General features: G+C 57.4%; 25 protein-coding genes. 3 read left to right on the top strand and 22 right to left on the bottom strand.

Annotated features, from left to right (window positions below; genetic code table 11):
- Positions 1-158: 158 nt before the first annotated feature.
- A complete protein-coding gene (locus ACWHXD_RS06700) occupies positions 159-902 on the bottom strand; it encodes a LexA family transcriptional regulator (protein WP_192901620.1) in 744 nt (247 codons plus the stop codon).
- A 225-nt stretch (positions 903-1,127) separates the two neighbouring features.
- On the opposite strand from ACWHXD_RS06700, the gene ACWHXD_RS06695 reads away from it, so the two are divergent.
- Entirely contained in the window at positions 1,128-1,616 is a 489-nt protein-coding gene (locus tag ACWHXD_RS06695; RefSeq protein WP_003189004.1) for a Panacea domain-containing protein, read from the top strand.
- The gene (locus ACWHXD_RS06690; protein WP_032893301.1) at positions 1,609-1,980 is read left to right on the top strand and encodes a hypothetical protein; all 372 of its coding nucleotides are present in this window, start codon (positions 1,609-1,611) and stop codon (positions 1,978-1,980) included. Before ACWHXD_RS06695 ends, ACWHXD_RS06690 begins: the two co-directional genes overlap by 8 nt.
- 278 nt (positions 1,981-2,258) lie before the next feature.
- Here ACWHXD_RS06690 and ACWHXD_RS06685 read toward each other — a convergent pair whose 3' ends face one another.
- Positions 2,259-2,807, bottom strand: a complete 549-nt coding sequence (locus tag ACWHXD_RS06685) for a hypothetical protein (RefSeq protein WP_032893302.1) — start codon at positions 2,805-2,807, stop codon at positions 2,259-2,261.
- Between the two features lie 413 nt (positions 2,808-3,220).
- On the opposite strand from ACWHXD_RS06685, the gene ACWHXD_RS06680 reads away from it, so the two are divergent.
- Positions 3,221-3,502 (top strand): DUF3077 domain-containing protein, encoded by a 282-nt coding sequence (locus ACWHXD_RS06680; RefSeq protein WP_138761407.1) that lies wholly within the window; start codon positions 3,221-3,223, stop codon positions 3,500-3,502.
- An 899-nt stretch (positions 3,503-4,401) separates the two neighbouring features.
- Here ACWHXD_RS06680 and ACWHXD_RS06675 read toward each other — a convergent pair.
- From ACWHXD_RS06675 to ACWHXD_RS06580, 20 genes are all read right to left on the bottom strand, one after another.
- Positions 4,402-4,926, bottom strand: coding sequence for a lysis system i-spanin subunit Rz (locus tag ACWHXD_RS06675; protein ID WP_499083713.1), 525 nt, complete (start codon positions 4,924-4,926; stop codon positions 4,402-4,404).
- Complete coding sequence (locus ACWHXD_RS06670) at positions 4,926-5,351, bottom strand: cell wall hydrolase (protein WP_288855781.1); 426 nt, start codon at positions 5,349-5,351, stop codon at positions 4,926-4,928. The genes ACWHXD_RS06675 and ACWHXD_RS06670 overlap by 1 nt, the downstream gene beginning before the upstream one ends.
- Positions 5,352-5,407: 56 nt before the next feature.
- A complete protein-coding gene (locus ACWHXD_RS06665) occupies positions 5,408-5,968 on the bottom strand; it encodes a tail fiber assembly protein (RefSeq protein WP_499083711.1) in 561 nt (186 codons plus the stop codon).
- 2 nt (positions 5,969-5,970) lie between these two features.
- Positions 5,971-6,447 (bottom strand): hypothetical protein, encoded by a 477-nt coding sequence (locus tag ACWHXD_RS06660; protein ID WP_133632926.1) that lies wholly within the window; start codon positions 6,445-6,447, stop codon positions 5,971-5,973.
- A gap of 57 nt (positions 6,448-6,504) precedes the next feature.
- Positions 6,505-7,134, bottom strand: coding sequence for a hypothetical protein (locus ACWHXD_RS06655; protein WP_133632927.1), 630 nt, complete (start codon positions 7,132-7,134; stop codon positions 6,505-6,507).
- Positions 7,135-7,481: 347 nt separating this feature from the next.
- A complete protein-coding gene (locus tag ACWHXD_RS06650; protein WP_499083709.1) occupies positions 7,482-11,249 on the bottom strand; it encodes a TipJ family phage tail tip protein in 3,768 nt (1,255 codons plus the stop codon).
- 9 nt (positions 11,250-11,258) lie between these two features.
- Complete coding sequence (locus tag ACWHXD_RS06645) at positions 11,259-11,855, bottom strand: tail assembly protein (RefSeq protein WP_499083707.1); 597 nt, start codon at positions 11,853-11,855, stop codon at positions 11,259-11,261.
- Positions 11,855-12,607 (bottom strand): C40 family peptidase, encoded by a 753-nt coding sequence (locus tag ACWHXD_RS06640; protein WP_499083706.1) that lies wholly within the window; start codon positions 12,605-12,607, stop codon positions 11,855-11,857. The genes ACWHXD_RS06645 and ACWHXD_RS06640 overlap by 1 nt, the downstream gene beginning before the upstream one ends.
- A gap of 5 nt (positions 12,608-12,612) precedes the next feature.
- Positions 12,613-13,299 carry a phage minor tail protein L gene (locus tag ACWHXD_RS06635; RefSeq protein WP_499083705.1) on the bottom strand — a complete coding sequence of 229 codons (687 nt, stop codon included), beginning with the start codon at positions 13,297-13,299 and terminating at the stop codon, positions 12,613-12,615.
- Positions 13,296-13,634: a phage tail protein gene (locus ACWHXD_RS06630; RefSeq protein ID WP_153871616.1), complete on the bottom strand. Its 339-nt coding sequence runs from the start codon at positions 13,632-13,634 to the stop codon at positions 13,296-13,298. Before ACWHXD_RS06630 ends, ACWHXD_RS06635 begins: the two co-directional genes overlap by 4 nt.
- Positions 13,634-17,011 carry a tape measure protein gene (locus ACWHXD_RS06625; RefSeq protein ID WP_499083702.1) on the bottom strand — a complete coding sequence of 1,126 codons (3,378 nt, stop codon included), beginning with the start codon at positions 17,009-17,011 and terminating at the stop codon, positions 13,634-13,636. Before ACWHXD_RS06625 ends, ACWHXD_RS06630 begins: the two co-directional genes overlap by 1 nt.
- Positions 17,012-17,048: 37 nt before the next feature.
- Positions 17,049-17,405, bottom strand: coding sequence for a hypothetical protein (locus tag ACWHXD_RS06620; protein ID WP_078467603.1), 357 nt, complete (start codon positions 17,403-17,405; stop codon positions 17,049-17,051).
- A 67-nt stretch (positions 17,406-17,472) separates the two neighbouring features.
- Positions 17,473-17,775: a phage tail assembly protein T gene (locus ACWHXD_RS06615; protein ID WP_184316602.1), complete on the bottom strand. Its 303-nt coding sequence runs from the start codon at positions 17,773-17,775 to the stop codon at positions 17,473-17,475.
- Positions 17,776-17,798: 23 nt separating this feature from the next.
- Entirely contained in the window at positions 17,799-18,272 is a 474-nt protein-coding gene (locus ACWHXD_RS06610) for a phage tail assembly chaperone (protein ID WP_499083699.1), read from the bottom strand.
- On the bottom strand, positions 18,272-18,742 hold the full coding sequence (locus ACWHXD_RS06605) for a phage tail tube protein (RefSeq protein ID WP_105225946.1): 471 nt from the start codon (positions 18,740-18,742) through the stop codon (positions 18,272-18,274). The genes ACWHXD_RS06610 and ACWHXD_RS06605 overlap by 1 nt, the downstream gene beginning before the upstream one ends.
- Positions 18,743-18,750: 8 nt before the next feature.
- Entirely contained in the window at positions 18,751-19,098 is a 348-nt protein-coding gene (gp17, locus tag ACWHXD_RS06600; protein WP_068966480.1) for a tail completion protein gp17, read from the bottom strand.
- A 5-nt stretch (positions 19,099-19,103) separates the two neighbouring features.
- Positions 19,104-19,574 (bottom strand): HK97-gp10 family putative phage morphogenesis protein, encoded by a 471-nt coding sequence (locus ACWHXD_RS06595; protein ID WP_499083696.1) that lies wholly within the window; start codon positions 19,572-19,574, stop codon positions 19,104-19,106.
- Positions 19,571-19,891 carry a phage head closure protein gene (locus ACWHXD_RS06590; protein WP_499083693.1) on the bottom strand — a complete coding sequence of 107 codons (321 nt, stop codon included), beginning with the start codon at positions 19,889-19,891 and terminating at the stop codon, positions 19,571-19,573. Before ACWHXD_RS06590 ends, ACWHXD_RS06595 begins: the two co-directional genes overlap by 4 nt.
- The gene (locus ACWHXD_RS06585) at positions 19,891-20,232 is read right to left on the bottom strand and encodes a head-tail connector protein (RefSeq protein WP_499083690.1); all 342 of its coding nucleotides are present in this window, start codon (positions 20,230-20,232) and stop codon (positions 19,891-19,893) included. Before ACWHXD_RS06585 ends, ACWHXD_RS06590 begins: the two co-directional genes overlap by 1 nt.
- A gap of 1 nt (position 20,233) precedes the next feature.
- The gene (locus tag ACWHXD_RS06580; protein ID WP_499083688.1) at positions 20,234-20,467 is read right to left on the bottom strand and encodes a hypothetical protein; all 234 of its coding nucleotides are present in this window, start codon (positions 20,465-20,467) and stop codon (positions 20,234-20,236) included.
- Positions 20,468-20,505: the final 38 nt, after the last annotated feature.

Here is a 20,505-nt window from a genome sequence, read left to right as displayed (position 1 = left end):
AATATGCATGTATGCATATACAGTCAATGCACAGATGCATTTATTTTTGCTGTGGAAATGCATTGATGCATTGAAAGCCTTACGGGCTTGGGCTTGGCCGGTTTTCTAGGGGCGAAAAAAAACCCGCACATGGGCGGGTTTCTTCTTACGCGTGGAGGTTAGCGGGCGTACATGCCCCACCAGAAAACATGACCGAGGATGCTGATCTGCTCATCCTGAATTTCCTGGAAGCTGTAGTCCTCATCGGGGTGCTCATCACGATTGAAGCTGCGCAGGCGAATGCCGGAAGGCAGGCGGTAGAGCTGTTTAACCCGCAACTGGCCGTTGTGATTGATGGCATACAAGTCGCCATCCACAATATCGCCAATGCCGCTCTTGCCAGCATTCACCCCCACCGTGGCACCGTCGCGCAACACCGGCAACATACTGTTGCCGCGCACCGTCACGCACTTGGCCTGGTCGAACTGCACACCGTTATGCCGCAGGCTGCGCTTGCCGAACCGCAGGCTGGCCTTCTCGCTTTCCTCGATGACGAATCTTCCTGATCCAGCAGCCAATTCAACCTCGCGCAGAAAGGGGATCGACACCTCGTCATCATTGACGGGGGTGTCGTCGTCCCACAGGCTTATGTCCTTGAGTTCCGAATGCATCGGGTCGCGCCCGTCATCGCGCAAAGCGCCCACTGCCGAGCGCCCGCGCAGGTAATCAGTGCTCACGCGAAAATACTCGGCGATACGGGAGATGTGTTTATCCGACGGATCAACGATCTTGCCGCTGAGGATCCGGGATAGTGTGGATTGAGGCACGCCAGTGCGTCGGTGAAGCTCCGTGGGGGAGATCCGGTCGCGGTCCAGCAGCTCTCTTAAGACGATAGAAACGTTGCGTTTTTGCATAGCGCGGATAGTGACGGGAGTTTTAGGGGTTGGCAAATGCTAATTTGCATATTTATGCATTGAACATCCGAACTTCACTTAATTCGAATCAAAATACTGTATATGCAACCAGCTATCGACACCCTATTATTCCGACAGCTTGGTATTGCTGCCGGTCGACACCTTGCATGTCGACAACTCAAGGCCTATGTATAAAACTCTTGGACAACGTAGCCAGCAACGACGGAGGTGCTCATGGCTTATTCAGCGCTAGCTGTCGCTAACGCCTTCATTGAACGTGCGAAGGAAGGCAAGCTTTCGGGCCTGACGCCCATGAAGCTGCAAAAACTGCTGTTTTATACGCAGTCCTGGCATTTGCGCGAACGGGATCAGCCCCTTATGGATGATCACTTTGCCCGCTGGCAATATGGTCCGGTCATCCCGTCGCTTTACCATGAGTTGAAATCCTACGGTAATCGTCCGGTGACGTCGTTGCTCAGCAATCTGAAGCCCGACGCCGAAGATATTGTGTTCGTGACACCGAGAGTGCCTGAGAGCGACACCTACACCCATCGTTTGATTGACCGGATCATCAACAAATACGGCAAGTGGTCTGGCACCCAACTGTCCAACCTCTCCCACGAGGACGGCACAGCCTGGGCCCTCAAGGGCGCCGACGGTTCCGCCATCGACTGGGAAGACATGGCAACACTCATTCACCCAAAGAGCCGCATCCGTGAGTGAAGAACTCGACAACCTGGAACTCACCCTGCCCCCCGCGGCAGGGCCTGACCAGGACACCCAAGCCGGTGGCGAGCAAGCCATAGGCACCGACGATGAAAGAAACCAGAACCTCAAAGACCAGAAGGCCGAAAGGCAACTGCGCAAGAAATATGCGGGTCGGGCGTTTTGGTTTGCCGCTTGTGGTGTGATCTTCTGGGCGGTTTTACTGGTGTGGAATGGGTGGTCGACGTATTACTCGGGTAAAGCGCCGTTCTCGGATAATGTGTTGATTGCTATCACTACGGCAACTTCTATCAATCTGTTTGCGGCGTTTCTTGGGGTGATCCGAGGGTTGTTTCCGGCTAGTGGGCGTAGGTCTAAATAGACTGTTGGACCGCGCAGTCATTCCAACTTTGAAGGGTTAATATGCTGCGAAAAAGCCAGATCATCTCGGCATTGATCGCATCGGCTTTGAACCGAAGAGTAAAATGATTCTGGTCTGCCTGCCTTATCCCAACGTGACAGGTTGTAAAAATGGCGCTGGAAAAAAGAGTGATCAGAGCGATAAATCGCTGAGTTATGGCGGTGTTACTGCTTGGTGATTCGGCGCGAACTGCTTCCAGAGCGGCCGGTAGCTAATCATTCAGAAACGCAGAAATGGACTTAGCTGAAGTCAAGCGACTCGAAAACTCCTCCCGTAGCCTCCCCCGAGGAGATGCAGACTTTGAACGGATACCAGCAATCGTCCACATACCATCCCTCCCCTGTAATGATCCCATCCGCGAGCGAGATTTGGATATTTCTAATCCCGTCCAGAGACAGGCGCTCAGAGCACCAGACCTCAGCCTCGCCTTTAACAAGCCTGAGCCACACCCCATTTGAAACAAGGATGCTGTCTAATTCTGGAATGCTGACCAAGTACTCGATATCGCCACCGAAATGCTTCAAGAGAACGCCGCTACGAATGTCCACGATATAACCCTGACCACCGGCAACTATCATCACATGAAAAGTTGAACCCAGCGTCAGAACGCAACTGAAGCGGCAAAAACCCGGTTGAAAATTCCCCACCCAAGAAGGCTTAGCCTCTGGCGAGAACCTGATGACGAATCCTTCACTATGGTGCCCTTGGCCGGTAGCGCTGAACTGCAAAGGAAGAGGCCCTTCGCCCGGTAGCCCAGCAAGAATCTGATACTTCAGGGTACTCGTCATAAATTTTCCAGGTTGCGAAGTTCAAACTAGTCGAATCATGATATTACCTGCCACATCGTTCTAGGAGGCTTGTTTCTCCAATGCTGCCTACTGGAGAAAAGCGGACGCATTTATTTCCAGGACACAGTTTCCCAGTTGCACCCTCCCTATCACCACGCTACCCTTCCATTCGTCGCTGCCAATTCAGCGACCGGGCCTGATAACCCGTCAAGATGCAGGCGCAACAAGCGCCACCAAACCCGATTTGCAGGCGTTTTTTTTCGCCCCTCATTTCGTGCAATGGCGGCTGTGCGTGGGAGACCTTCGGGTCTGCCGGGTTCCTGTATCTCCGGTTTATCAGCCTGCGCACAGCTGCCACCCCATTCGCCTGATAACGAACGTGGTAGCTCTCACTTGATATGGGAGTTTTACCGATGAACGCTACAAATCCGCCTGCGTTAACCACCCTCGGCGTCACCCCCTTCTCCTTTCACTCCGACCAACCTCTATTCCGCGTCAACAGCGGTGTTTCCCTGCAAGAAGCCCTGCACCACGCCTCCGATCTTCTCCATGTCGCCAAGCTGCTCGCAGAAGATGCGGCGATGACCAAGGAGACGGACCGTTATGCGTGGGCGTCGCATTACTTGCAGGAGATGGTCAAGGCGGTAGTTGATGATGTGGTGAAGGTGTTGGATTCGCCCGGCAACATTCAGTAAAGGGGCGATAAAAAGAAGGGGGCGGCGTATTTTGATAAATGCGCCGCCCCTCCTTCTATTTCTACCGGGTCGTTTGCGACCTGCGAAGGGTCGACTTCGCATGTTAACCTTGCGCCCATCGCAAAAAATGCTGGGCCAAGCGCCCAATGCCGATCAGTTAAGCGACCACGATTGGGCAAGGTGTGGAGCTTTGAACTTCAGCGATGCGGGTGCTTCGGCCCGCCGGTACAGGGCGGTGATCCCATCGCAGCCTCGCTGAAGCTCGACAGCTCCCACATTCGACCTGCTTTGTTTTGACGGGCGCCTTTCTAAACTGATCGACACTGGACCACGCGCCCCCTTTGCCCCATCACTTTCAACGAATTTGCCTATTACCCAATGAGTAAAAACACCTCCGATCTGTCCTCCCACACCCCGATGATGCAGCAGTATGGGCTGGAAATGGGCGAACACCGCTGACCGCGTGCCTTGCAGCGATCCACTGTCTAAAACTCTACCGTCATTTAGCTGCTGTTTTGGTCAATTAATGCTGGATATATCGAGGTAGTTTTAGACAGCTTTTTTGCCTTTTCGCGCCACGTTTTGCGACTCAATAAAACGTGGCGCAGATTTACGTTACCCTGCGTCCTGCCGACCGAACACAGCTCCAACTACTTCTGGAATAATTTCAGGAATATTTCGCTTCTTTTTTGTCGTTCCTTGAGCCAGCTTGCGATTTTGCGCAGGTTGACAAATCGACGGATCAGCAAGGAAGTCAGGTTGACAAAACCCCGAATTCGCCATAACGGGATTTTCCTTCGCCAAATCCAGATAACGGGATTCGGTCCGAATGGTGCGCCTGCTACGCTTTTCCTACGTGAATTGAGGTTCATGCTAATTTTCACGACCACGAATGTAGGTCACTTCGCAATCGCCCTGACATACGCCTGGCACGCCCGCAGCGCGATCACGGCGTTATCCCCGTCGTCGGTGATGGCGATAATTCGTTGCGCATGCGCTGGGTCAAGTTGGGCTCGACGGACTGCATGAACCACGCCGGCGGCGCCGGGGGCGGTAGGCACGTTGCAGCCACTGGCTGAATCCTCGATGAGGACTGACAGCCGGACATCAGCAGTAGCAAGCTGGTCACGCAGGCTAGCCTGGTTGCGCTGGGCATCGGATAATTCCTTGGTGTGTTGTTGGTCCTGGAGCGCGAGCTTTTCCTCGGTGGCCAGGCGCTTATCCAGTTCGTCCGACTGCTGACGCCACGCCTCACCAGTGATTGCATCCAGTTCCTTCTGGTGGTGGGCGCCCTGCTCCGCGATACGCTCAGCCATCTTCTTGCCCAGGCGCCAGTCCTGGACTTGCCACGCCCCGCCAAAGCCGAGGACCAGCGCCAGCAGGATTGCCAGCCCCAGGCCGATCAGCTTCTGTACGGGCGTCATCACGGCACATCCTTGAAGAAAACATGGTGACCGAGGCGCAGGGTCTGTTTGGCCTTCGCCGCCCAGGCCGGGGCCTTGGGCATCGTGGTTGCGTAGTAGTGCGTGGCGCCCCCGGTTGGATCCGGTACCGCGCCCGACATCACCTGGTCAGCCGCACGCTGGGCCTGGGCGAACTGCGCGGCCGGGATTTGCTTGGCACCGCTCAGGTAGGCGTAGTTCGGGTCGTTCTGGTTCCAGCAGCTGAACTGCCAGGGCTTCAGGCACACCCCGGCGTAGCCCTCACCCCACCAGGACTTGGCCTTGCCGTCGAACACACGGTTGCGGATGGTCCACGCCACGGCGATCTGGCCGGCCAGTCCCTCCCCACGGGCCTCACCCCACAGCGTGCGCGCCAGGATGTCCCGATCTTTTTCAGTTGCGTTCATATTTTCTCCAGGCGAAAAAAAACCGCACAAGGCGGCGGTGGTATTTAGCTCGGCAGTCAGGCCGGAAGCACAGGCCACTCAATAGCGCCCGGGTAATGCTCTTGCTCGGGCACCCGGCTCAGCGCAACGCGGTACTTCTTCCAGCCCTTGAGCAAGGCAATCTCGGCGTCAGTGGCTTCGTCCACATCGACCGCATCCTGCAGCGGCGCGACGGCGTAGTCTGCTATGGCTCGTAGACGGATGAGCTCGGCCTGGGCAGCTTCCAGTGGGTTAACGACAATCGGCGGAAGGGCCGGCACTTGTTCCAGCGGAATATCGGGCACAAGGATGTGAAGCGTGACCATCGTTTTCAGGTCGTAGGGTTCGCCATCCATCGTGACGGTCACGGTCAATAGGCCTTCAACGAAAGCGATATCGACCTTGGCGGTGTTCTCCGAAGGATGCAGCGAGTAGCCCCAGCCCTGGTCCAATGGCGGAAAAGGAACCATGCCCAAGGTGCCCGTGACGCAATACACCCCAACACCAGAGCGGTAGCTGTCGACGTCTGTACCGCCCAGCGAGGTCAGATCGAACTTCGCGCCGGTCTCGCCCACGATATTAATTGCTGCTCTTGCCATGATTAAATCGCCTTGAGGGTGCCATCTTGGGCACGGGTGGTATTTGTTGTGTCGTATATCTGCCGCCACCCAAGCGGGATGCCACTTGCGTTCACCTGGCGCCAGTACAGACCGGCGGCGGTCTGGTAAACGCCAGCAACGATGTCAACAGCCCAAAGGCTGTTATCCGCAAACCTTGAGCGAAACCCAACCGCGTTAGGTGCGCCAGGTGCGCCGCCTGTAGTAGTGCCGTCCAGATGGGAGATGAACCGGCTGCCATCAAGCGCGAAAGAAGAGTTGCCCACAACAGCCGCAGAAGCAGCTACTTCCATTACATTACCTTCATTCACGCCTACATTTCTATTGGATGCAGTGCCCAACAGAGAATTCCTGTTGTAAAGCTCCTGGGTCATAGCGTTAATTTTTACGGCAGTACTGCGAGTAGTGTCGCCGCCAGCGCCTGTTGGGGCCGTGCCGATGTTTATTTCTTGCCTTGGCATTTAAGCCTCCTGGGTGGGTTACACATCAAAACTCGAGAACCTTACAAAAAACCAATATCACGTGATCGGCTTAGCAAATGTAACTGAGATATATAGATATATTGAGTTTGCTACCCCCTCAACAAAAGGAACGATTCTGTTGTTCTGGTAATCCCAGGTGCAATAAAGCTTGCAGAATCTGGTAGAAGCTCCCCCCACATCCATACCTATGTTGTTTACCAGCATGTAATCACCGGTATTCAATGGCGATGTGGCAGTCCAGCTCGACTTAGTTGTACCCTGTCCAGTGGATGAAGATCCTAGGTAGGTCCAATCGGTAATCGTCCTGGTGAATTGGGCACATGGAGTACCGCTATCAATTAACAGATTGGCAGATGGTCCCCACAGCCTGAACCCATAGGTTGCGACAGGTCTAGCCTGAAAGGCTGCAACGAAGAAGCTTCCAGCTCCGTCGACCAGGAATGAAAATCCTGTCCAGTTGCCTGGAGTTCCAAGGATCGTTACATAACTGAATGTGCTTGTTGCGTCCGGCCTAACAAAAACCAAAGGAGGCTCTTGAGTGGTGATAGCGGGCGAGAAGGTGGCCCCGCCTGAATACCTGCCTTTTTGTAGAATAGACAGTCTCGAATATTCTGAATCCAATGTAACTACATCGGATCCATTCCTGAACTCCATGCCGTATGCCATTCATCTGTACCTCATCACCATCAATCGCTGAGTACCTAACGCCATAGTCGCAGTCGGGTGGGACCGATTGGCAAACCAAACATAAACCCCGCCTGAGACGACCTGAGTATCAAATTGAACCGCATAAGAGTCTTGGGCGTTTGGGTCTTTGGGATATGCACCCGCTGGAATACATATAGCCGAGTGGGTGCTCGGCTCTACTCCAGGCAACGCTATAAACGTGTTCCTTGGTCCTGAGTTATTAGGAGGCGATCTTGTGATTAGTGACGAGTGTATGATCCTCACTGTAAACGAGGTTTCATCAAGCTCTAATGCACCAGTCGACCCCCATACCCTTATCCCGTAGCTCATGCTGACAAATCCCCCCACTGGAATCGTTTGACGTTGTTTTCATCAAACACTTTCCCGCCGCGATTATTGATAACTTGCCGGGCGTCACCTCCGAATGCACCGTTGATCTCAAAAGTCCCGTCGAAGAACAGCTTCCAGCCAGCCTTGCCTGGGTCATAGTTGTTCGACTGTATGTAGTTACCGATCTTGGCGTTGGTGATCGTGCCGTCCTGGATGAACGCTGACTTGATGAAGGTCTGCCCGCCTTGTACGGCGAACGGCACGGTTCCGCCCTGGCCGAGGGCGAAGAGATCAGCATCAATGACGAACTTCGTTTGAAGTCCACCAGGGCCGTTTTCAAGACCAAGGCCAACGCCAGCCCACTTGTACTCGCCCGTGCTGGCCTCATATTGCAAGCGAACAGACCAGCTACCGGTAACCTTGCCGTCGACCGTTTGAATTGCCGTGGTGTTGGTCTGAATGGCCAGGGTATTGCCGTTCACCGAGTTTTTGACCGTTTCGATGCTGGACGACAGAGCGCCGTAGGTATTGATGCGGGCAGTTTGCTCGGCGACAACTGCGGCGGCATTGTTAGCCACCTTCACTTCCACTGTGTCAGTTCGCTGTCCCTGCACCAGGTCACCCTCGATCAGGGCAGACTGAACAGACCAGACACCAACGTATTTCTCGTCCGAACCGATTAGCGCCGTGTCATCACCCTGAAGAGGTGGGTTGACCTGCAAGTAAATGCCGTCGACCCGCTGCGCCGTGGTGGTGACCTTGCCGTCGAGCGTGGTTACCGTGGCTTTGAGGGTGCTTAACCCGCTGGCCGTAGCGTTCACGCCGGTGACTGGGTCGTTGACCGTCACCTTCACCGCATTGAGCTGTTGCGCCTGGGCGGTGATGTCTTGCCCCTGCTGGTTGATCGTCGCCGAGTTCTGCTGAACCTGCGTTACCAGGGCATTCACCGTCTGCGTTACCGTGCCGATGTCGGTCCAGTAGGTTGCGTTCGGTGGTGGGTTGTTCGCCGGTATCGGGCCGTTGGCCTGATACAGGTGCTGGCCCATGCGGACGATATCGTTAAGCGCGTATGCCTTTGCAGGGTCGTACTCCAGCGCGTCGACGATCTGGTCAATCAGCCCTTCCAGCTCATCCTTGGCCGCTTCGATGCGTCCATTGACCGAGCCAGGGCCATTGCCGTCGATAAGGTTGATGCGCTCATTGAGCAACTGCCCGAGGGATGTCTCGTCAATCTGCCCCTTGATCTGCTCAAGAATCGGCCCAGCATCAGAACTGGCTTGCCCCATCACCCCATTCACCACCGGATAGAACGGACCGATGTTGCCGGTACGGTCCACCAGGCGCGCCCAGAAGAACAGCGTTGCGCCCGGCAGGAGAGACTGCATCCGATAGTCGGCCTGCGGGTATGCCAGGTCGGCCAGCTTCGTCGCGGCCGGCAGGTTATTCGCCGGACCGTACCAAAGCTCGGTGCGCTGGGTATCCTCGGCGCCAGCAGGGAAGCCCCACTTGATGCCGATGCCGAACAGCTCGCTGGTTGTGGTCAGGAACGACACCGCCGGCGGCAGGCCGGTCTTGCCGGTCAGTACTACCTCAGGGCTAGTACCCCAGATAGAGGCCACGTCCATGGCGTTGACCGAACTGACACGCGCAACGTAGCGGCCGCTGTAAATGCCCTCAACGTCCGCGCCAAGATTCCCAGTGCGCGGCAAGCGGATCCAGTTACCGCTGTCCTTGCGCCACTCCACGTTGTACGCAATAGCCCCCGGCACCGAATCCCACGTAATACGCATACTGGTGACAGCAATGCCCTGCGACACGACGCTGCGCGCCTCGATGCCGATGTTCTCCGGCGGAGACATTACCCCGGGCGGGATGATGCTCGTTGGCTGCGGGTCAATCCGTGCACCCGTGTCGATCGCCTGGTACTTCAGGGGTTCATGTTGAGTGGCAGCTATTTTGAACTGGTGGAGTCCTTGCGGTTCGATGGTCTGCACACGAAAGCGCATCACGGCCAGGTCAGCGCTCTCCACGGACCAACTGCATTCAGCCTCTGGGAGCTCCGAATAGTCGGCCATGACGGTGACCAAGCGGCCAGAGACGGACTTAACGATGCGCCCTTCGGTCTTGCCGCTGGGTAGGTTGAGGATTAGCCGATCCTCTTCGTGCACCTCGGCATCGATATCGAGCGTGATCACACGCCTGGTCGCGGCGCTGATACGCCCACCATTTGCGCGCCCCGAGAACAACTCATCAGCCACGCAGATAATCTGGCCGGGCTCGACGTTGCGGCCCTCCATGCCGGTGGTGAAGCTTACCGACCACTCCTCATACTGCTCAGACTTGAGCGCCCAGATACCGTGGCGGATTGCTTCTCCCTCCACGGTACAGCCGAAACGCGAGATATCCAGCATCCGGTGGCCGAGTTCGCCGATCAGCTCTTCGTTGGTAACGGGGGCCGGCTGTGTCTTGAACTCGTTTTCAGGATTGTCCCAAGCCACCTTCGCCCGTGTATGGCGATCAGGAAGCGCTGCGGAGACGTACTCAAATTCACCGATGATGTTCGAGCGCGTGAAGACGTAGCCGTCCTCATTACCCGGAATGTCCGCCACCATGGTGACCTGAGAACCATTCCAGCAACTGCTGCCACGGAACACGCTGGCCAGGTCAGAAAGGAGTGCATAGCCCTCAACCGAATCCTGAATGTAGACGTTGGTGGTCATGCGCGGCTGCATGCCGCCCTTCCCGTCTGGAACCATCACATCGCAATAGCGGCCGATCTCGTACAGCGTCCAATGGTCCACCATGTCGGCGGTGATGCGACGGCCCAGGCCGTAGCGACGATGCAACAACAGGTCGCGCCATACCCAGACAGGATTGTTGGTGTAGGCAAGCTTAAAAGTGCCGTTCCAGTCACCTGTATAGGTTCGAGTCTCCGGGTTGTAGTTGGTCGGCACCTGCACAATGCGGCCGCGCATCAGGAAGCTGGCCTTCGGCGTGTCCTGGAACTGCTTTGCATCGAACTGCAGGCCGCCCAGCGCCAGGTTCGGATAGCGCAGCTTCTTGTCGATTACCTCCGTCAGCCCCTTGATGCGCATCAGGTCTGCAAAGTTGGAGTCATTGCGGTTAGGGGTGAGCCGGCGCACGCGAACCAGTGCGCTCGTGAAACCTTCGGGTAGGTCGATTCGATGGGTGCGCTCGTATTCGGTTGTCCCCTTGTCATCCAGGGTCGCCGACAAAACCGTTTGATAGCTTCCACCATCTACAGAAAGATCAATGGCGTAGTCGATGCGGTAGCCGATCTGGTCACCGTTTGTCTTGACCTGCCAAATTTGCGGCCAGGACAACCGGATGCGCACAGCCGACAACTGCTGATCAGTGATCGCGCGCGTCCAGGCGTTATCCGATTTCAGCTCAACCGGCAGTCCCTGGGACGCCTCGTTCTCAATGGCCGGAAAGCCTGGAATGTGCTCTTGATCCACAGTGCCCGGGCGGAAATCCCAAACGGTACCGGGAAAGTTCTCGCTACCATCAGGCGAGACCAGCGGCGTACCGTTGAGTTTTACCGACCGTCTGTCATCCACCAAGCCTACAATTGGCCCCTCACTCAAGGCATAGAGCAGTTTCACGGTCGCGACAGAAAGCGCGGTGTCGGGTGCTTTGTAGGGCGTGTATGGCTTCTGCTCGCCGCCCTTGGCGCCCAAAACGCGGGCAGCAGTAGGCCGGCGCCTACGCTTTGCAGCAGGCGCTGTTGCGATTTTGGACATGGGTTTTCCTTACTGCTGATCTTCCGAAAAGACGCCAGCCGAGATGAGAGCGCCGCCGATATCGCGTTCGCCATACAGAAGTGGTTTGCAGCGGCCCTGGGCCGTGGTGGTGACCGCGCCGCCGAACGCATAGGAAGGCCTGTTGCCGTCGCCCTCCTTGTCCAACACGCCAACCGGTGACGGAGACATGCTCATGGCGATGCCGCCGATCATCAGGCCAGCACCAGCAGCCACCAGGTAGTATTGCTGGGTGATCGCGCCAATCACCACCAGGGCAAGACCGGCAATGGTGGCGAACAGGCCGCCTCCCTTGCTGCCGATCACAATTGGCGCAATACGGATCGGCTCAACGGTGTCCTGGCGCATCTCAATCTCGGTTTCGCTCAGGTTCTTCTTTCCGCGAAAGACTGCGTAAGTCAGGCCGCGCTCCTCCGAAAAGCGAAGGAACCGTCGGAAGCCAGGAATCTTCACGCAAAGGGCGTGGACCGCCTCAGCGCACGATGCGACCGCCAAGTGGTGTACCCGGCCAAATCGTGCGCCCAGTACTCCGTAAAGCATCACCAACACCACCAGGGGCTGGGGGCGAACCGTTGCTCTCATGGCCATCAGTCAACCTCCGACACTCGTTGGTGCCGAAGAATCAGCACGGTGTAATCAGCCCACATGCCGCCATACACATCGCGGGTGGATTTCTTGTTGTAGCGGTGATGCAGGAAGGTGCCCGGGGCCGGATGTAGTTCCGGGGCGCTGGTCAGCAAACCGTCACCCAGATAGATTCCTGCGTGGTTCGGTGCAGCGGCGTTGATCTGCATGACGATCATGTCGCCCTTGCGCGGCATCGAAACCGGATAGAAACCGGCCTCCTCGTAGTATTTCTCGTAGAGGCTCTCACCATCGTTCCACCAGCCGTCCCGGCGTGGGTAGTTCGGCAATTCAATCCCATGCTCGCGCTCGTAGTAATCGCGGCACAGGGCATAGCAGTCCAGCAGACCATGGCCGAACTCGCGGCCAACCAGCGGGGCCTGGTAACCATCAGGCTTGAACTCGAAGTACTCGCCAGACGGCCAGCTCACAATGCCCCACGGCTTTTCATGCATTTCGCAGCTGACACGATCGGTCATGCTCGGCACGGGCGGCACGTCGGGATGAGAGTGAATGATCATCGTCACCTCGCCACGGTCCTCAGCGTCACACTTATCCTCGGGGTTGATGATGAAGTGCTCACTCGGCGTCTTGGCATCGTTGCGGCAGGGAACGTACTTCAGCCGCCCAGCCTCACGAATCACCACGCCGCAGCTTTCCTTCGGAAACTCCGCCTCAGCGTGGGCCTGAATTTGTTTCAGCATCGTCTTGTTCATGGGGTCTATCCAATAAGCGCAGCGCCAGGGGCGCCGCCGAACGACAATGGGTTGCCCTTGCCAAAGCGGATTTCGCAGTCACTTGGCCGGCCGCCACAGCGATCCAGTGCCGGGTCGTCCACTGGGTTGCCGTCGAGGTCGAACATCTTGATCCCGGTGTAGTTGCAGTCCGGGCCGCGGTACTCGCCCCAAAGGCACCATTCGCACCGGTTCATGATCAGGCCGCCCGGCAACCTCTGACCTTTAACAGCAGTCGGAGGGGCCAACGAAAACACTACCTCTTCACGCAACAGGCTGGTGACCTGGTTGATATAGGAGATGTCGAGCCTTTCCATGGTGCTGGCCGTAGGGTTGCCCTCTGGAAAGTTCGCTGCATCCAGGTATTTCGCGTACGTCTGTCGAACCGTCAGCTTTACCCCGCTCATCCCCTGGAAGCGTCGACAGAGTGCGGTGATCGTGCCGTCGATATTGCTGATCTTCAGCATGGGCGTGGAGTTGTTGCCCTCAACGCTGCGCCCAAAGCCGCCCGTTTCGTAAGGCCTGGGCAGGTATGTCTCACCCTTCCAGATGATCGGCGTGGACTGCTGGTGCGCGTGGTACCGCAAGATGCCCATGCCCCTCGCCTCACCGTCCAGCTCGATCAACTGGATTATCGCGCCGGGTTCTAGCTTTTGGTCGTCCAACGTAATCATGGGTTGAATACCTGCTCGAAAGTGGTGCTAAGGGTGTATTTCTTGTTGCCGTGGGTTTGCAGTTGCCAGCCACCGGTGGTGATGTAAGCGCCCTGTGTTTCAAGCGGCGGTGTCCAAAGGAAGTGATTTGCGCCCTTGTGCCGCTTGAAGAACTTTTTGATCTCTGCGATGTAGGCTTCATTGCCCGTGAACGACACGACATAGGCGCCAGACACGTTGTTGATGCCGACCGACAATCGCTGGCTGTAGCCATTGCCAAACTTGGACTCAAGCGTGTCTGTCTGTTCGTCGCCAGACGAGCCTACCCGTGGAGACCAGTTGAATACCTCTGCCATCAGCTGTTTCTCCGATTGTTTGGATCAAGCAGGCCGTTCTGGCCTTTCTCCTGCTGAATCACCTGCCGGGCGATCTTTGGCATTTCGGAACGAGCGGTGGCCAGCAGCGCCAGGCCCATTTTCTCGTAACCTTCCGGAGCGTTGACCGCCCCGCCCGATCCGTCGCCATTGATGTGCAAGTGGATCTCCGGCGCAGATCCTGAGCCGGCGGCGGCTGCGACAGATGGAGCGGTGAAGGCTGGCGAGATACCTGGGCTTCCGACAAATCCGCCGGTTGCATAACCCGGCTTACCGCTACGGTTCAGGCCGATGAGGTAATCCTTCATCCCGGGCTGATCGACCACTTCCTTGCGGATGACGACCTCGCCGCCGTGAACCACCCCCTTCGGCTCAAACTTGCCACCGTGGCCGGTATAGCCACCCTCAGAGAAGCCGGCCAGCGCCATGCCGGCGACCATGCCAGCATTGGCGTAACCTGCAGCAAGGAGCGCTGCGCCGACCGGGATACCACCCAAGATGGTTAGTTCGGCAGGCGCTTTGGCCGCAGCGATCTGCGCGTTCATGATGATCGAAGCCACCGCGAACGCCTTTTGCGCTACAAACAATGCCTTGTACGCGCCGGACTGCTCCCCAGCGATCTTGCCAACCATGTCGGCGGCCTGGCCTGACAACTCGCTGAAGGTGCCGATCACCGCCACTTTATAGGCGCCCTGAATGTCAGAAAGCCGCGCCTGGTTCGTCTGATTGATCTCGACGACTCGGTCCAGGTACTGCTGCTCGGCGGCGAGCTTCTGCTCGTTGGTGCTTTGCTGGTCGGCCAGGATCTGATCGCGCAGATCTGCCTGCATGGACAGCTGCTTGTCGTGCCACTTTTTGAGCGCTGCTTCAGCCTCGGCGATCTTTACAAGCTCCCCGGAGGGTCCACCTACCGAGGAGTCGATGCCGCCGAACTCTGGCGCCTCGGTAACCGTGGCTTTCGAGATGGCATCAGCGCCAGCGCGATAGTCGTCCGACGATAGCTTGCCGGCACGGTTGGCCGTTTCAAGCACCTGCATCCGCTCTTTCGTCGTTGCGAGCAGGGCTTGCTCTTTGGTTTGAAGGCTAGACATCAGGCCGTCATAGGCCTTTCTCGCGTTGAGCGCGTCGAGCTCGATGGCCTTGCCCTGAAGCATGACCTTATTCTTTTCCGAAAGCTTCGACAGTTCGCCCGTGGTGAGCTCGTAGCGAAGACGCCCTATCTCGGTGGTTTCACCGTAAAGCTCGACCTGCTGGGTAAGGTTGTCCAGGGTTTGCTTGTATGCATTGTTGAGCTGCTCAGCTTGCCGCTGGATGTCCTCCGAGGCTTTTTTGGCTTTTTGTTGGGCCTCCTCAGAAGCCTTGGCCGCCGTTTCAGAACCCTTGATCGCGCCGGCTAGGATGCGCCAGCCCTCGGCAGTACCGGGGTCAACGCCCTCCCGCTCAATCCTCCGGTTCACCTCGCCAACCAGGTCGCCGCCATCCCTGACGGAGTTCAAGCGCTCAACGAGGGTTTTGGTGTAGGTGTTCCAGCCCTCAATAGTCTTCTTGTCGGGCCCCGCGATCTTCTTCAGTCCGGCGCCAGCCTGGCCGGCTGCGGTGGCCACATCGTTCAGGCGAGCGGTGAGCATATTGGCGACGTCGCCGTAATCGCCAGAGGCTTTGATCGCTTCGCCGTACGCTGATGCAGAAGCATTGATAGCCTTGGTCATCTCCTCGTTTGGGCCGATTGCCGCGACCAACTGCTGGCTAGCCGAGTCGATATCCAGGCCGCCGGCAATGCGGCGATTGAAGTCCGTCACCGCCCTGTCGCGCTGGAATGGGTTGGCCGAGTAGGTATCGCCCCACTTGTCATTGCCTTGGGCAGCGGCGCGGATCTCGCGCAACGCCTTCTGTGCCGCCACTTGCGCATCGGCCTGCTGCTGGATAACGCCGCCGAGCTTGTATCGAGCCTGCTCTCTACCGAGTGCCGCAAACTCCTTGCGCAACTCCTCTACGGGCCGTTTGAGATCGACGGTAGCCTGGCGGGCTTTATCGCTGTTATCACTGAACAGAAGGTAGCTGGCAGCCACGGCACCGACGGTCAGTGCAAGTCCGACAGGCCCACCCATAACCCCAAGAAGAGCCGCCCCAGCACGCCCAGCCAGCGACGTCGCTGCTGATTGGGCGGACTGAGCCGCAGTTTGCGCAGCGGCGGCCTGCGCATCTGCAAGCCTGGCGATCCGCAAGCGGCTGAGAGCGGCTGCATGCCCATCAGTAAACCTTGTCGCCGCAACTTGCGCATTTGCAGCCACCGTCTCGGCTGCTGCCCGTCTGACCGCCATATTGGCGGCATCAAGCTGAGCCCTAGAGCGCCCTATTTCAGCTGAGTTTGCTTCCCGAATAGCAGTAACCTGGGCCCACAGACTCTTGATCAAATCACCCGCTTTCAGGCTGCCATACGCCGCACCAACAGTAAGCGCCGACGCCGCAAGTACGTCCATGTTTTCGGCAACAAAGGTAACGGCACGGGCAAGAATCTTGGTACTGCCGGTCGCGCCGTCCATCCCGCCCACCCAAGCCTGGAATGAGTTGCTGACGGTTGTAGTGGCTCGACTAACCGAGCCAGGTAGATCCTTGAATTCCCCCTGAAGGGTACCAAGCTGGCTAATCAGTGCCGGCACCACTTTGTCAATGGTAAGTAGGCCTTGGTCTGCCATTGCCTTGAGGTCTTTACGGGCAACGCCCATGCCGGTGGCAAGCGCCCGGATTACGCGATCACCGTTTTCGTTAACTGAGTTGAACTCCTCGCCGCGCAATACACCCTGACCCAAAGCTTGGGAGAACTGCGTGATAACAGAGGAGGCTTCTGCTGCACCAGCGCCGGAAAGCTGAAGCCCAAGGGCCAACGCTTCGGTGACACCCAAAGCCTCGCTCGATGAGTAGCCAAACTCGCGCATCGATGCGGACGAACGACTGAATAGACCCGCGTTGTCGGCAAAGGCAGTACCGGTGCGCTGACTGATCTCAAATAGCGCCTTTTGGTTTACAGAAAAATCCTCAGTGCTCGTGGAGGCCTGCTTCAGTCGAGCATTTACCTGATTCCAGCTGTCAGCCTGGTGAATGACATTGCCCACAGCAAGAGCGCCGGCCATGGCCTTTGCGTAGCCTCCCACTGAAGATGTAAGCGCCTGCATCGCAGAGCCCTGGGCTCGAACTGCTGCCTCCTGGGATCTCCACGAACTAGTCGCATCACGGTTTCCAGAAGTGATGGTTCGCAGATAGCTCTGCCCCATGCGGCCAGCCCTTGCCATTTCACGCTGATATGCGCTCGTTTCGGCTGAGACGCTGACGATCAGGGAGCGAAGGGTTTGCCCTGCCATGCTTTTCTCCAGACATTAAAAAACCCGCCTTGGCGGGTTATTTGGTTCTCTCACTACTGAGAATTTCAGAATTCTGATCGATGTAGAAACGCCATCGATTCAGGCAGTCGGCAAAAACAACTATTTTATTAGGCGGGCTACTCATCTGCTCAGAGAGCCCCACGTATTCAACTTTGTCGCATTTCATCTGTTTGGCTGACTTTATCAGCGCCGCTCGCTCAGCGACTTTTATTCGCTCAACGCCATCATCGCCCCACTGCTGATAAGTCTTCGGGTAATGCTCTTTGGAGTAAACTGAAAGAGCGGACTCATCGATCACAACTTCTGAGTCCGGCCTTTCCGAATTTCCACAGCCTGCGATAACGACAGCAACTAAAACCGCGCACTTCCTCATGACCATCTTCCTTGCAAAAGAGAGAATCTAGCATGAGGATGGGACCTCGGACGGCGGGTTACCTACGTCACTCGGATGACTTGACCATCAAGAACGCCTTGAAGAGCTGTTCTCCCTCCTCAGCCTCCGCCGCCTCATCAACCACCGCAGCCGCCTCATCCTTCCACTTAGGCATCAGGTCCACAGCAGAAACTTTCGCACCCTGGGCCTGGAACACCGAAGCGGCAATGATCGAGGCCTGAATATCGCCGCGGGTATCGCTCAGTGGAGATTCTTGGTTGTAGGCCATCCAAAGGAATAGCTCCTCCGCGCTCATCCGTGAGCGCAGGTCCTGAAGCGTCATGCCAAGCCGGAGGGCAAGAGTCAGCATAAACGCCAACTCCGGCTCCTCCGTCAGTCGTTTCCCGCGGCATCCACCGGGTCTTGCGCGCCAGCTCCGGCCGCTACGCCACTCAGTTCGAATACCTTGCCGACGAGCCGGTCATGCACTGGGCTGAAGGCATCAGCTACGGAAGGCACGTCCTCATCCTGGAACACTCGAGCATTGTTCTCATCGAGCAAGGCCCGCACCAGGACGAATGCATAGAGCGGCGAGGAATGAATCTCCACCCGCGGCTCCAGCGGCGCCTCATCAGCACTATCGGCGGCAGGAGACTGAGCCGGAAGCCCAGCATCCTGACGGGCCTCAGCAACCGCCAAAGCGGCGCGGCGGCGATACTCAACCCAGTCACCAGCGCTCAACGCCCTGACCACCACCTGGGCGCCCTCCCACTCGTCGATGGTGAGGCGCTCATGCTTGAAGTTGCGCATCGGGTCCAGTGCCATGGAGCGCAGATCCACACCGGCGCCGATCTTCGTGCGCGCCATTATGGAGTCACCGGAGGCAGGTCGAAGGATACGGCACCAGTGATACGCACGTTGAACGTGCCGTTGACGGTGCCGTTTGGCGCGGCGTCCCAGGTGAACTGGGTCACCAGACCGAGGAAGCTCGAAGATGATCCGTCCTTGAACAGCGACTTGAAGGCGCGCGGCTCACCATCATCACGAGCAGTACGCAGCACGGTCTGGGCTTCGTCGTCGGCCTTCCAGTTGCCGGACATGCTGAAGGTGCCGTTGTCGGCCAGGCCTACGGTGAACTCTTTCGCCTCACTGGCAAGCACCGTTACTTCGATCTCATCCGACTGCCCACCCTGGAACTGCGGTTGTTTGATCGTTACTGACAGATCGGCCCATTCAATGCCGACTGCCTTAGGGTCGAGCGTGGTGGCTTTGGAAACGCTGAGAGCCGTGCCCTGCGTTTTGACGAACTTCGCTTTCGTTGGAGTTTGAACGGCCATGTGGCCTCCTATGGTTGCAGGGTGTATTCCCAGCTCACGCTGAAAAGTTTGGTGTCGTTCTCGAACACATCCGCCAGGCGGTCTGCGCTGCCGGTGGTGAAGTCAGCGTCATCCGTGGTCATCGCGGTAAAGGCCTGACCAGCAAGCGTGAGCGCCTCGAGGAAGCTCTCCCCCCATGCGTCGAGCTGAATAGTGAGGTCGCTGGAGCCATCCCAGCCGGCGAGCGTGAAACCGGTGGTGGTGCCTACCGTTTGAATCACCAGGCGTGGCTGGGCGGCGTCCACCGGCGCAACGCCGAAGTACACTCGCCCGTCGACCAGAGGCGAAAGCCTGTCGATGAGGGATTTCTCAATCATTGGGGTTACCGGGTGATGGCGTTGTCGATGCCTTCGGCCAGCTTGTCAGCAACGGCCTTTTCGATCTGAGGCAGGCTGCCGTCCCAAGATGGTCGAATGAATGGATGGGCCTGCATCTTCGATGTGCCCAGTTCCAGGAACTTCCAGTAGAACGGTGATTCGTAATCCGTTTTCGAGGTGCGCCCTTTTTTGCCGGGACGCTTGAGCGCCTTGGATTGTTTGCCCGTTGGATTTTTTACGCGGATACCGGCAGTAGCGCCGCCAGGCGTGTCAGCCTGTTTCACACTGACAGCAATAATGTTCTTCTTCAGTTTGCCCGTGCGAACTGGTGCAGTGCTTCGTGCCTTGTCCCTGGCCACCCTGGCACCAGCCATAACTGCCTCCCTGGCGATCTTGTTGCCTACTGACTTGGCCAGGCGTTCGAAATCGGCCTGCAGCTCACCAAGCCCCAAAACTGTCAGCGATCCGTTGCTCATTTTGGCTTCACCGTTTTACACATGAGTTTCAGCATGTCGCGCTGGTTCGTGGCCAGCGGCGCGATGATTTCGTAGGTGGTGCCGTCGTGCACCAGGTGCTGACCCGCCACCACGTCTTTGCGGTAACGAATGTTGATCTCGGCGGTGACTGTGACCTGCATCTGGGACGCTGCCTCGTACATGCGGCCGGAAGGAATATTGATCTCCGCCCATAGCTTTCCGAGGTCACCCCAAACTTTCGAGGGCTGGCCGAGGGCATCCCTGCCGTCGATGTAGCCGCGGCGCATGCAAGAGTGTCGAAGCGGACCGGCCCTCATTACACACCCAGCCCGACGCGGTAAGGCATCAACATAGACCTGGACCCAATCGGTAACTCGGAAGAGATGGTGCCCACCACGACATCCTCACGATTGCCGTAGAGGTTGCCAGCAATCAACAGGCAAGCAGCACGGATCGACGGGTTGACTAGGATCGGATCAGTCCCCGCGTCTCCAGCCAGCACGGCGGAAGCAAGTGCATCAGCATCGGCATAGAAGCGACGATTCAGGTACTGCGCCGCACTATCCTCCGCAGCCTCTAGCACCAGCGCGACATAGGCCTGATCCTCGACCTCGGCCCGCAAGTGCTGCATTGCTACTTCAATCGGGATGACTGTCATATCAGGCGCCTTTCTTCTTTCCGCCCGGTTTGCCTGCTGCCTTTTCCCTGCTCAGCGGATCGGGTGAGTCTTCCTGCTCAGTCAGGTCCACCATGGGCTCGCCGTCGTCATCGCACTCCACGGCATAGTTTTTTTGAAGGAGCTGGCGACCGTGCTGCTCATCTGTGATGAACAGCGACCCCTCTGTCAGCGTCTTGCCGCCCAAGTAAAGCGGCTTGAGGGTCTTCAGTTTCATTTCTGACCTCCGGGGGCCGCCTATTTTTGGCGGCCCCG

This window comes from Pseudomonas fjordensis (genome assembly GCF_976987115.1).
This window is presented reverse-complemented; position numbering and strand designations above follow the sequence as displayed.

Bases quoted from the DNA above. Each gene is read 5' to 3' on its own strand.
- ACWHXD_RS06695 (WP_003189004.1), top strand. From the start codon at position 1,128: ATGGCTTATTCAGCGCTAGCTGTCGCTAACGCCTTCATTGAACGTGCG.
- ACWHXD_RS06685 (WP_032893302.1), bottom strand. From the start codon at position 2,807: ATGACGAGTACCCTGAAGTATCAGATTCTTGCTGGGCTACCGGGCGAA.
- ACWHXD_RS06680 (WP_138761407.1), top strand. From the start codon at position 3,221: ATGAACGCTACAAATCCGCCTGCGTTAACCACCCTCGGCGTCACCCCC.
- ACWHXD_RS06675 (WP_499083713.1), bottom strand. From the start codon at position 4,926: ATGACGCCCGTACAGAAGCTGATCGGCCTGGGGCTGGCAATCCTGCTG.
- ACWHXD_RS06670 (WP_288855781.1), bottom strand. From the start codon at position 5,351: ATGAACGCAACTGAAAAAGATCGGGACATCCTGGCGCGCACGCTGTGG.
- ACWHXD_RS06665 (WP_499083711.1), bottom strand. From the start codon at position 5,968: ATGGCAAGAGCAGCAATTAATATCGTGGGCGAGACCGGCGCGAAGTTC.
- ACWHXD_RS06660 (WP_133632926.1), bottom strand. From the start codon at position 6,447: ATGCCAAGGCAAGAAATAAACATCGGCACGGCCCCAACAGGCGCTGGC.
- ACWHXD_RS06655 (WP_133632927.1), bottom strand. From the start codon at position 7,134: ATGGCATACGGCATGGAGTTCAGGAATGGATCCGATGTAGTTACATTG.
- ACWHXD_RS06650 (WP_499083709.1), bottom strand. From the start codon at position 11,249: ATGTCCAAAATCGCAACAGCGCCTGCTGCAAAGCGTAGGCGCCGGCCT.
- ACWHXD_RS06645 (WP_499083707.1), bottom strand. From the start codon at position 11,855: ATGGCCATGAGAGCAACGGTTCGCCCCCAGCCCCTGGTGGTGTTGGTG.
- ACWHXD_RS06640 (WP_499083706.1), bottom strand. From the start codon at position 12,607: ATGAACAAGACGATGCTGAAACAAATTCAGGCCCACGCTGAGGCGGAG.
- ACWHXD_RS06635 (WP_499083705.1), bottom strand. From the start codon at position 13,299: ATGATTACGTTGGACGACCAAAAGCTAGAACCCGGCGCGATAATCCAG.
- ACWHXD_RS06630 (WP_153871616.1), bottom strand. From the start codon at position 13,634: ATGGCAGAGGTATTCAACTGGTCTCCACGGGTAGGCTCGTCTGGCGAC.
- ACWHXD_RS06625 (WP_499083702.1), bottom strand. From the start codon at position 17,011: ATGGCAGGGCAAACCCTTCGCTCCCTGATCGTCAGCGTCTCAGCCGAA.
- ACWHXD_RS06620 (WP_078467603.1), bottom strand. From the start codon at position 17,405: ATGAGGAAGTGCGCGGTTTTAGTTGCTGTCGTTATCGCAGGCTGTGGA.
- ACWHXD_RS06615 (WP_184316602.1), bottom strand. From the start codon at position 17,775: ATGCTGACTCTTGCCCTCCGGCTTGGCATGACGCTTCAGGACCTGCGC.
- ACWHXD_RS06610 (WP_499083699.1), bottom strand. From the start codon at position 18,272: ATGGCGCGCACGAAGATCGGCGCCGGTGTGGATCTGCGCTCCATGGCA.
- ACWHXD_RS06605 (WP_105225946.1), bottom strand. From the start codon at position 18,742: ATGGCCGTTCAAACTCCAACGAAAGCGAAGTTCGTCAAAACGCAGGGC.
- gp17 (WP_068966480.1), bottom strand. From the start codon at position 19,098: ATGATTGAGAAATCCCTCATCGACAGGCTTTCGCCTCTGGTCGACGGG.
- ACWHXD_RS06595 (WP_499083696.1), bottom strand. From the start codon at position 19,574: ATGAGCAACGGATCGCTGACAGTTTTGGGGCTTGGTGAGCTGCAGGCC.
- ACWHXD_RS06590 (WP_499083693.1), bottom strand. From the start codon at position 19,891: ATGAGGGCCGGTCCGCTTCGACACTCTTGCATGCGCCGCGGCTACATC.
- ACWHXD_RS06585 (WP_499083690.1), bottom strand. From the start codon at position 20,232: ATGACAGTCATCCCGATTGAAGTAGCAATGCAGCACTTGCGGGCCGAG.
- ACWHXD_RS06580 (WP_499083688.1), bottom strand. From the start codon at position 20,467: ATGAAACTGAAGACCCTCAAGCCGCTTTACTTGGGCGGCAAGACGCTG.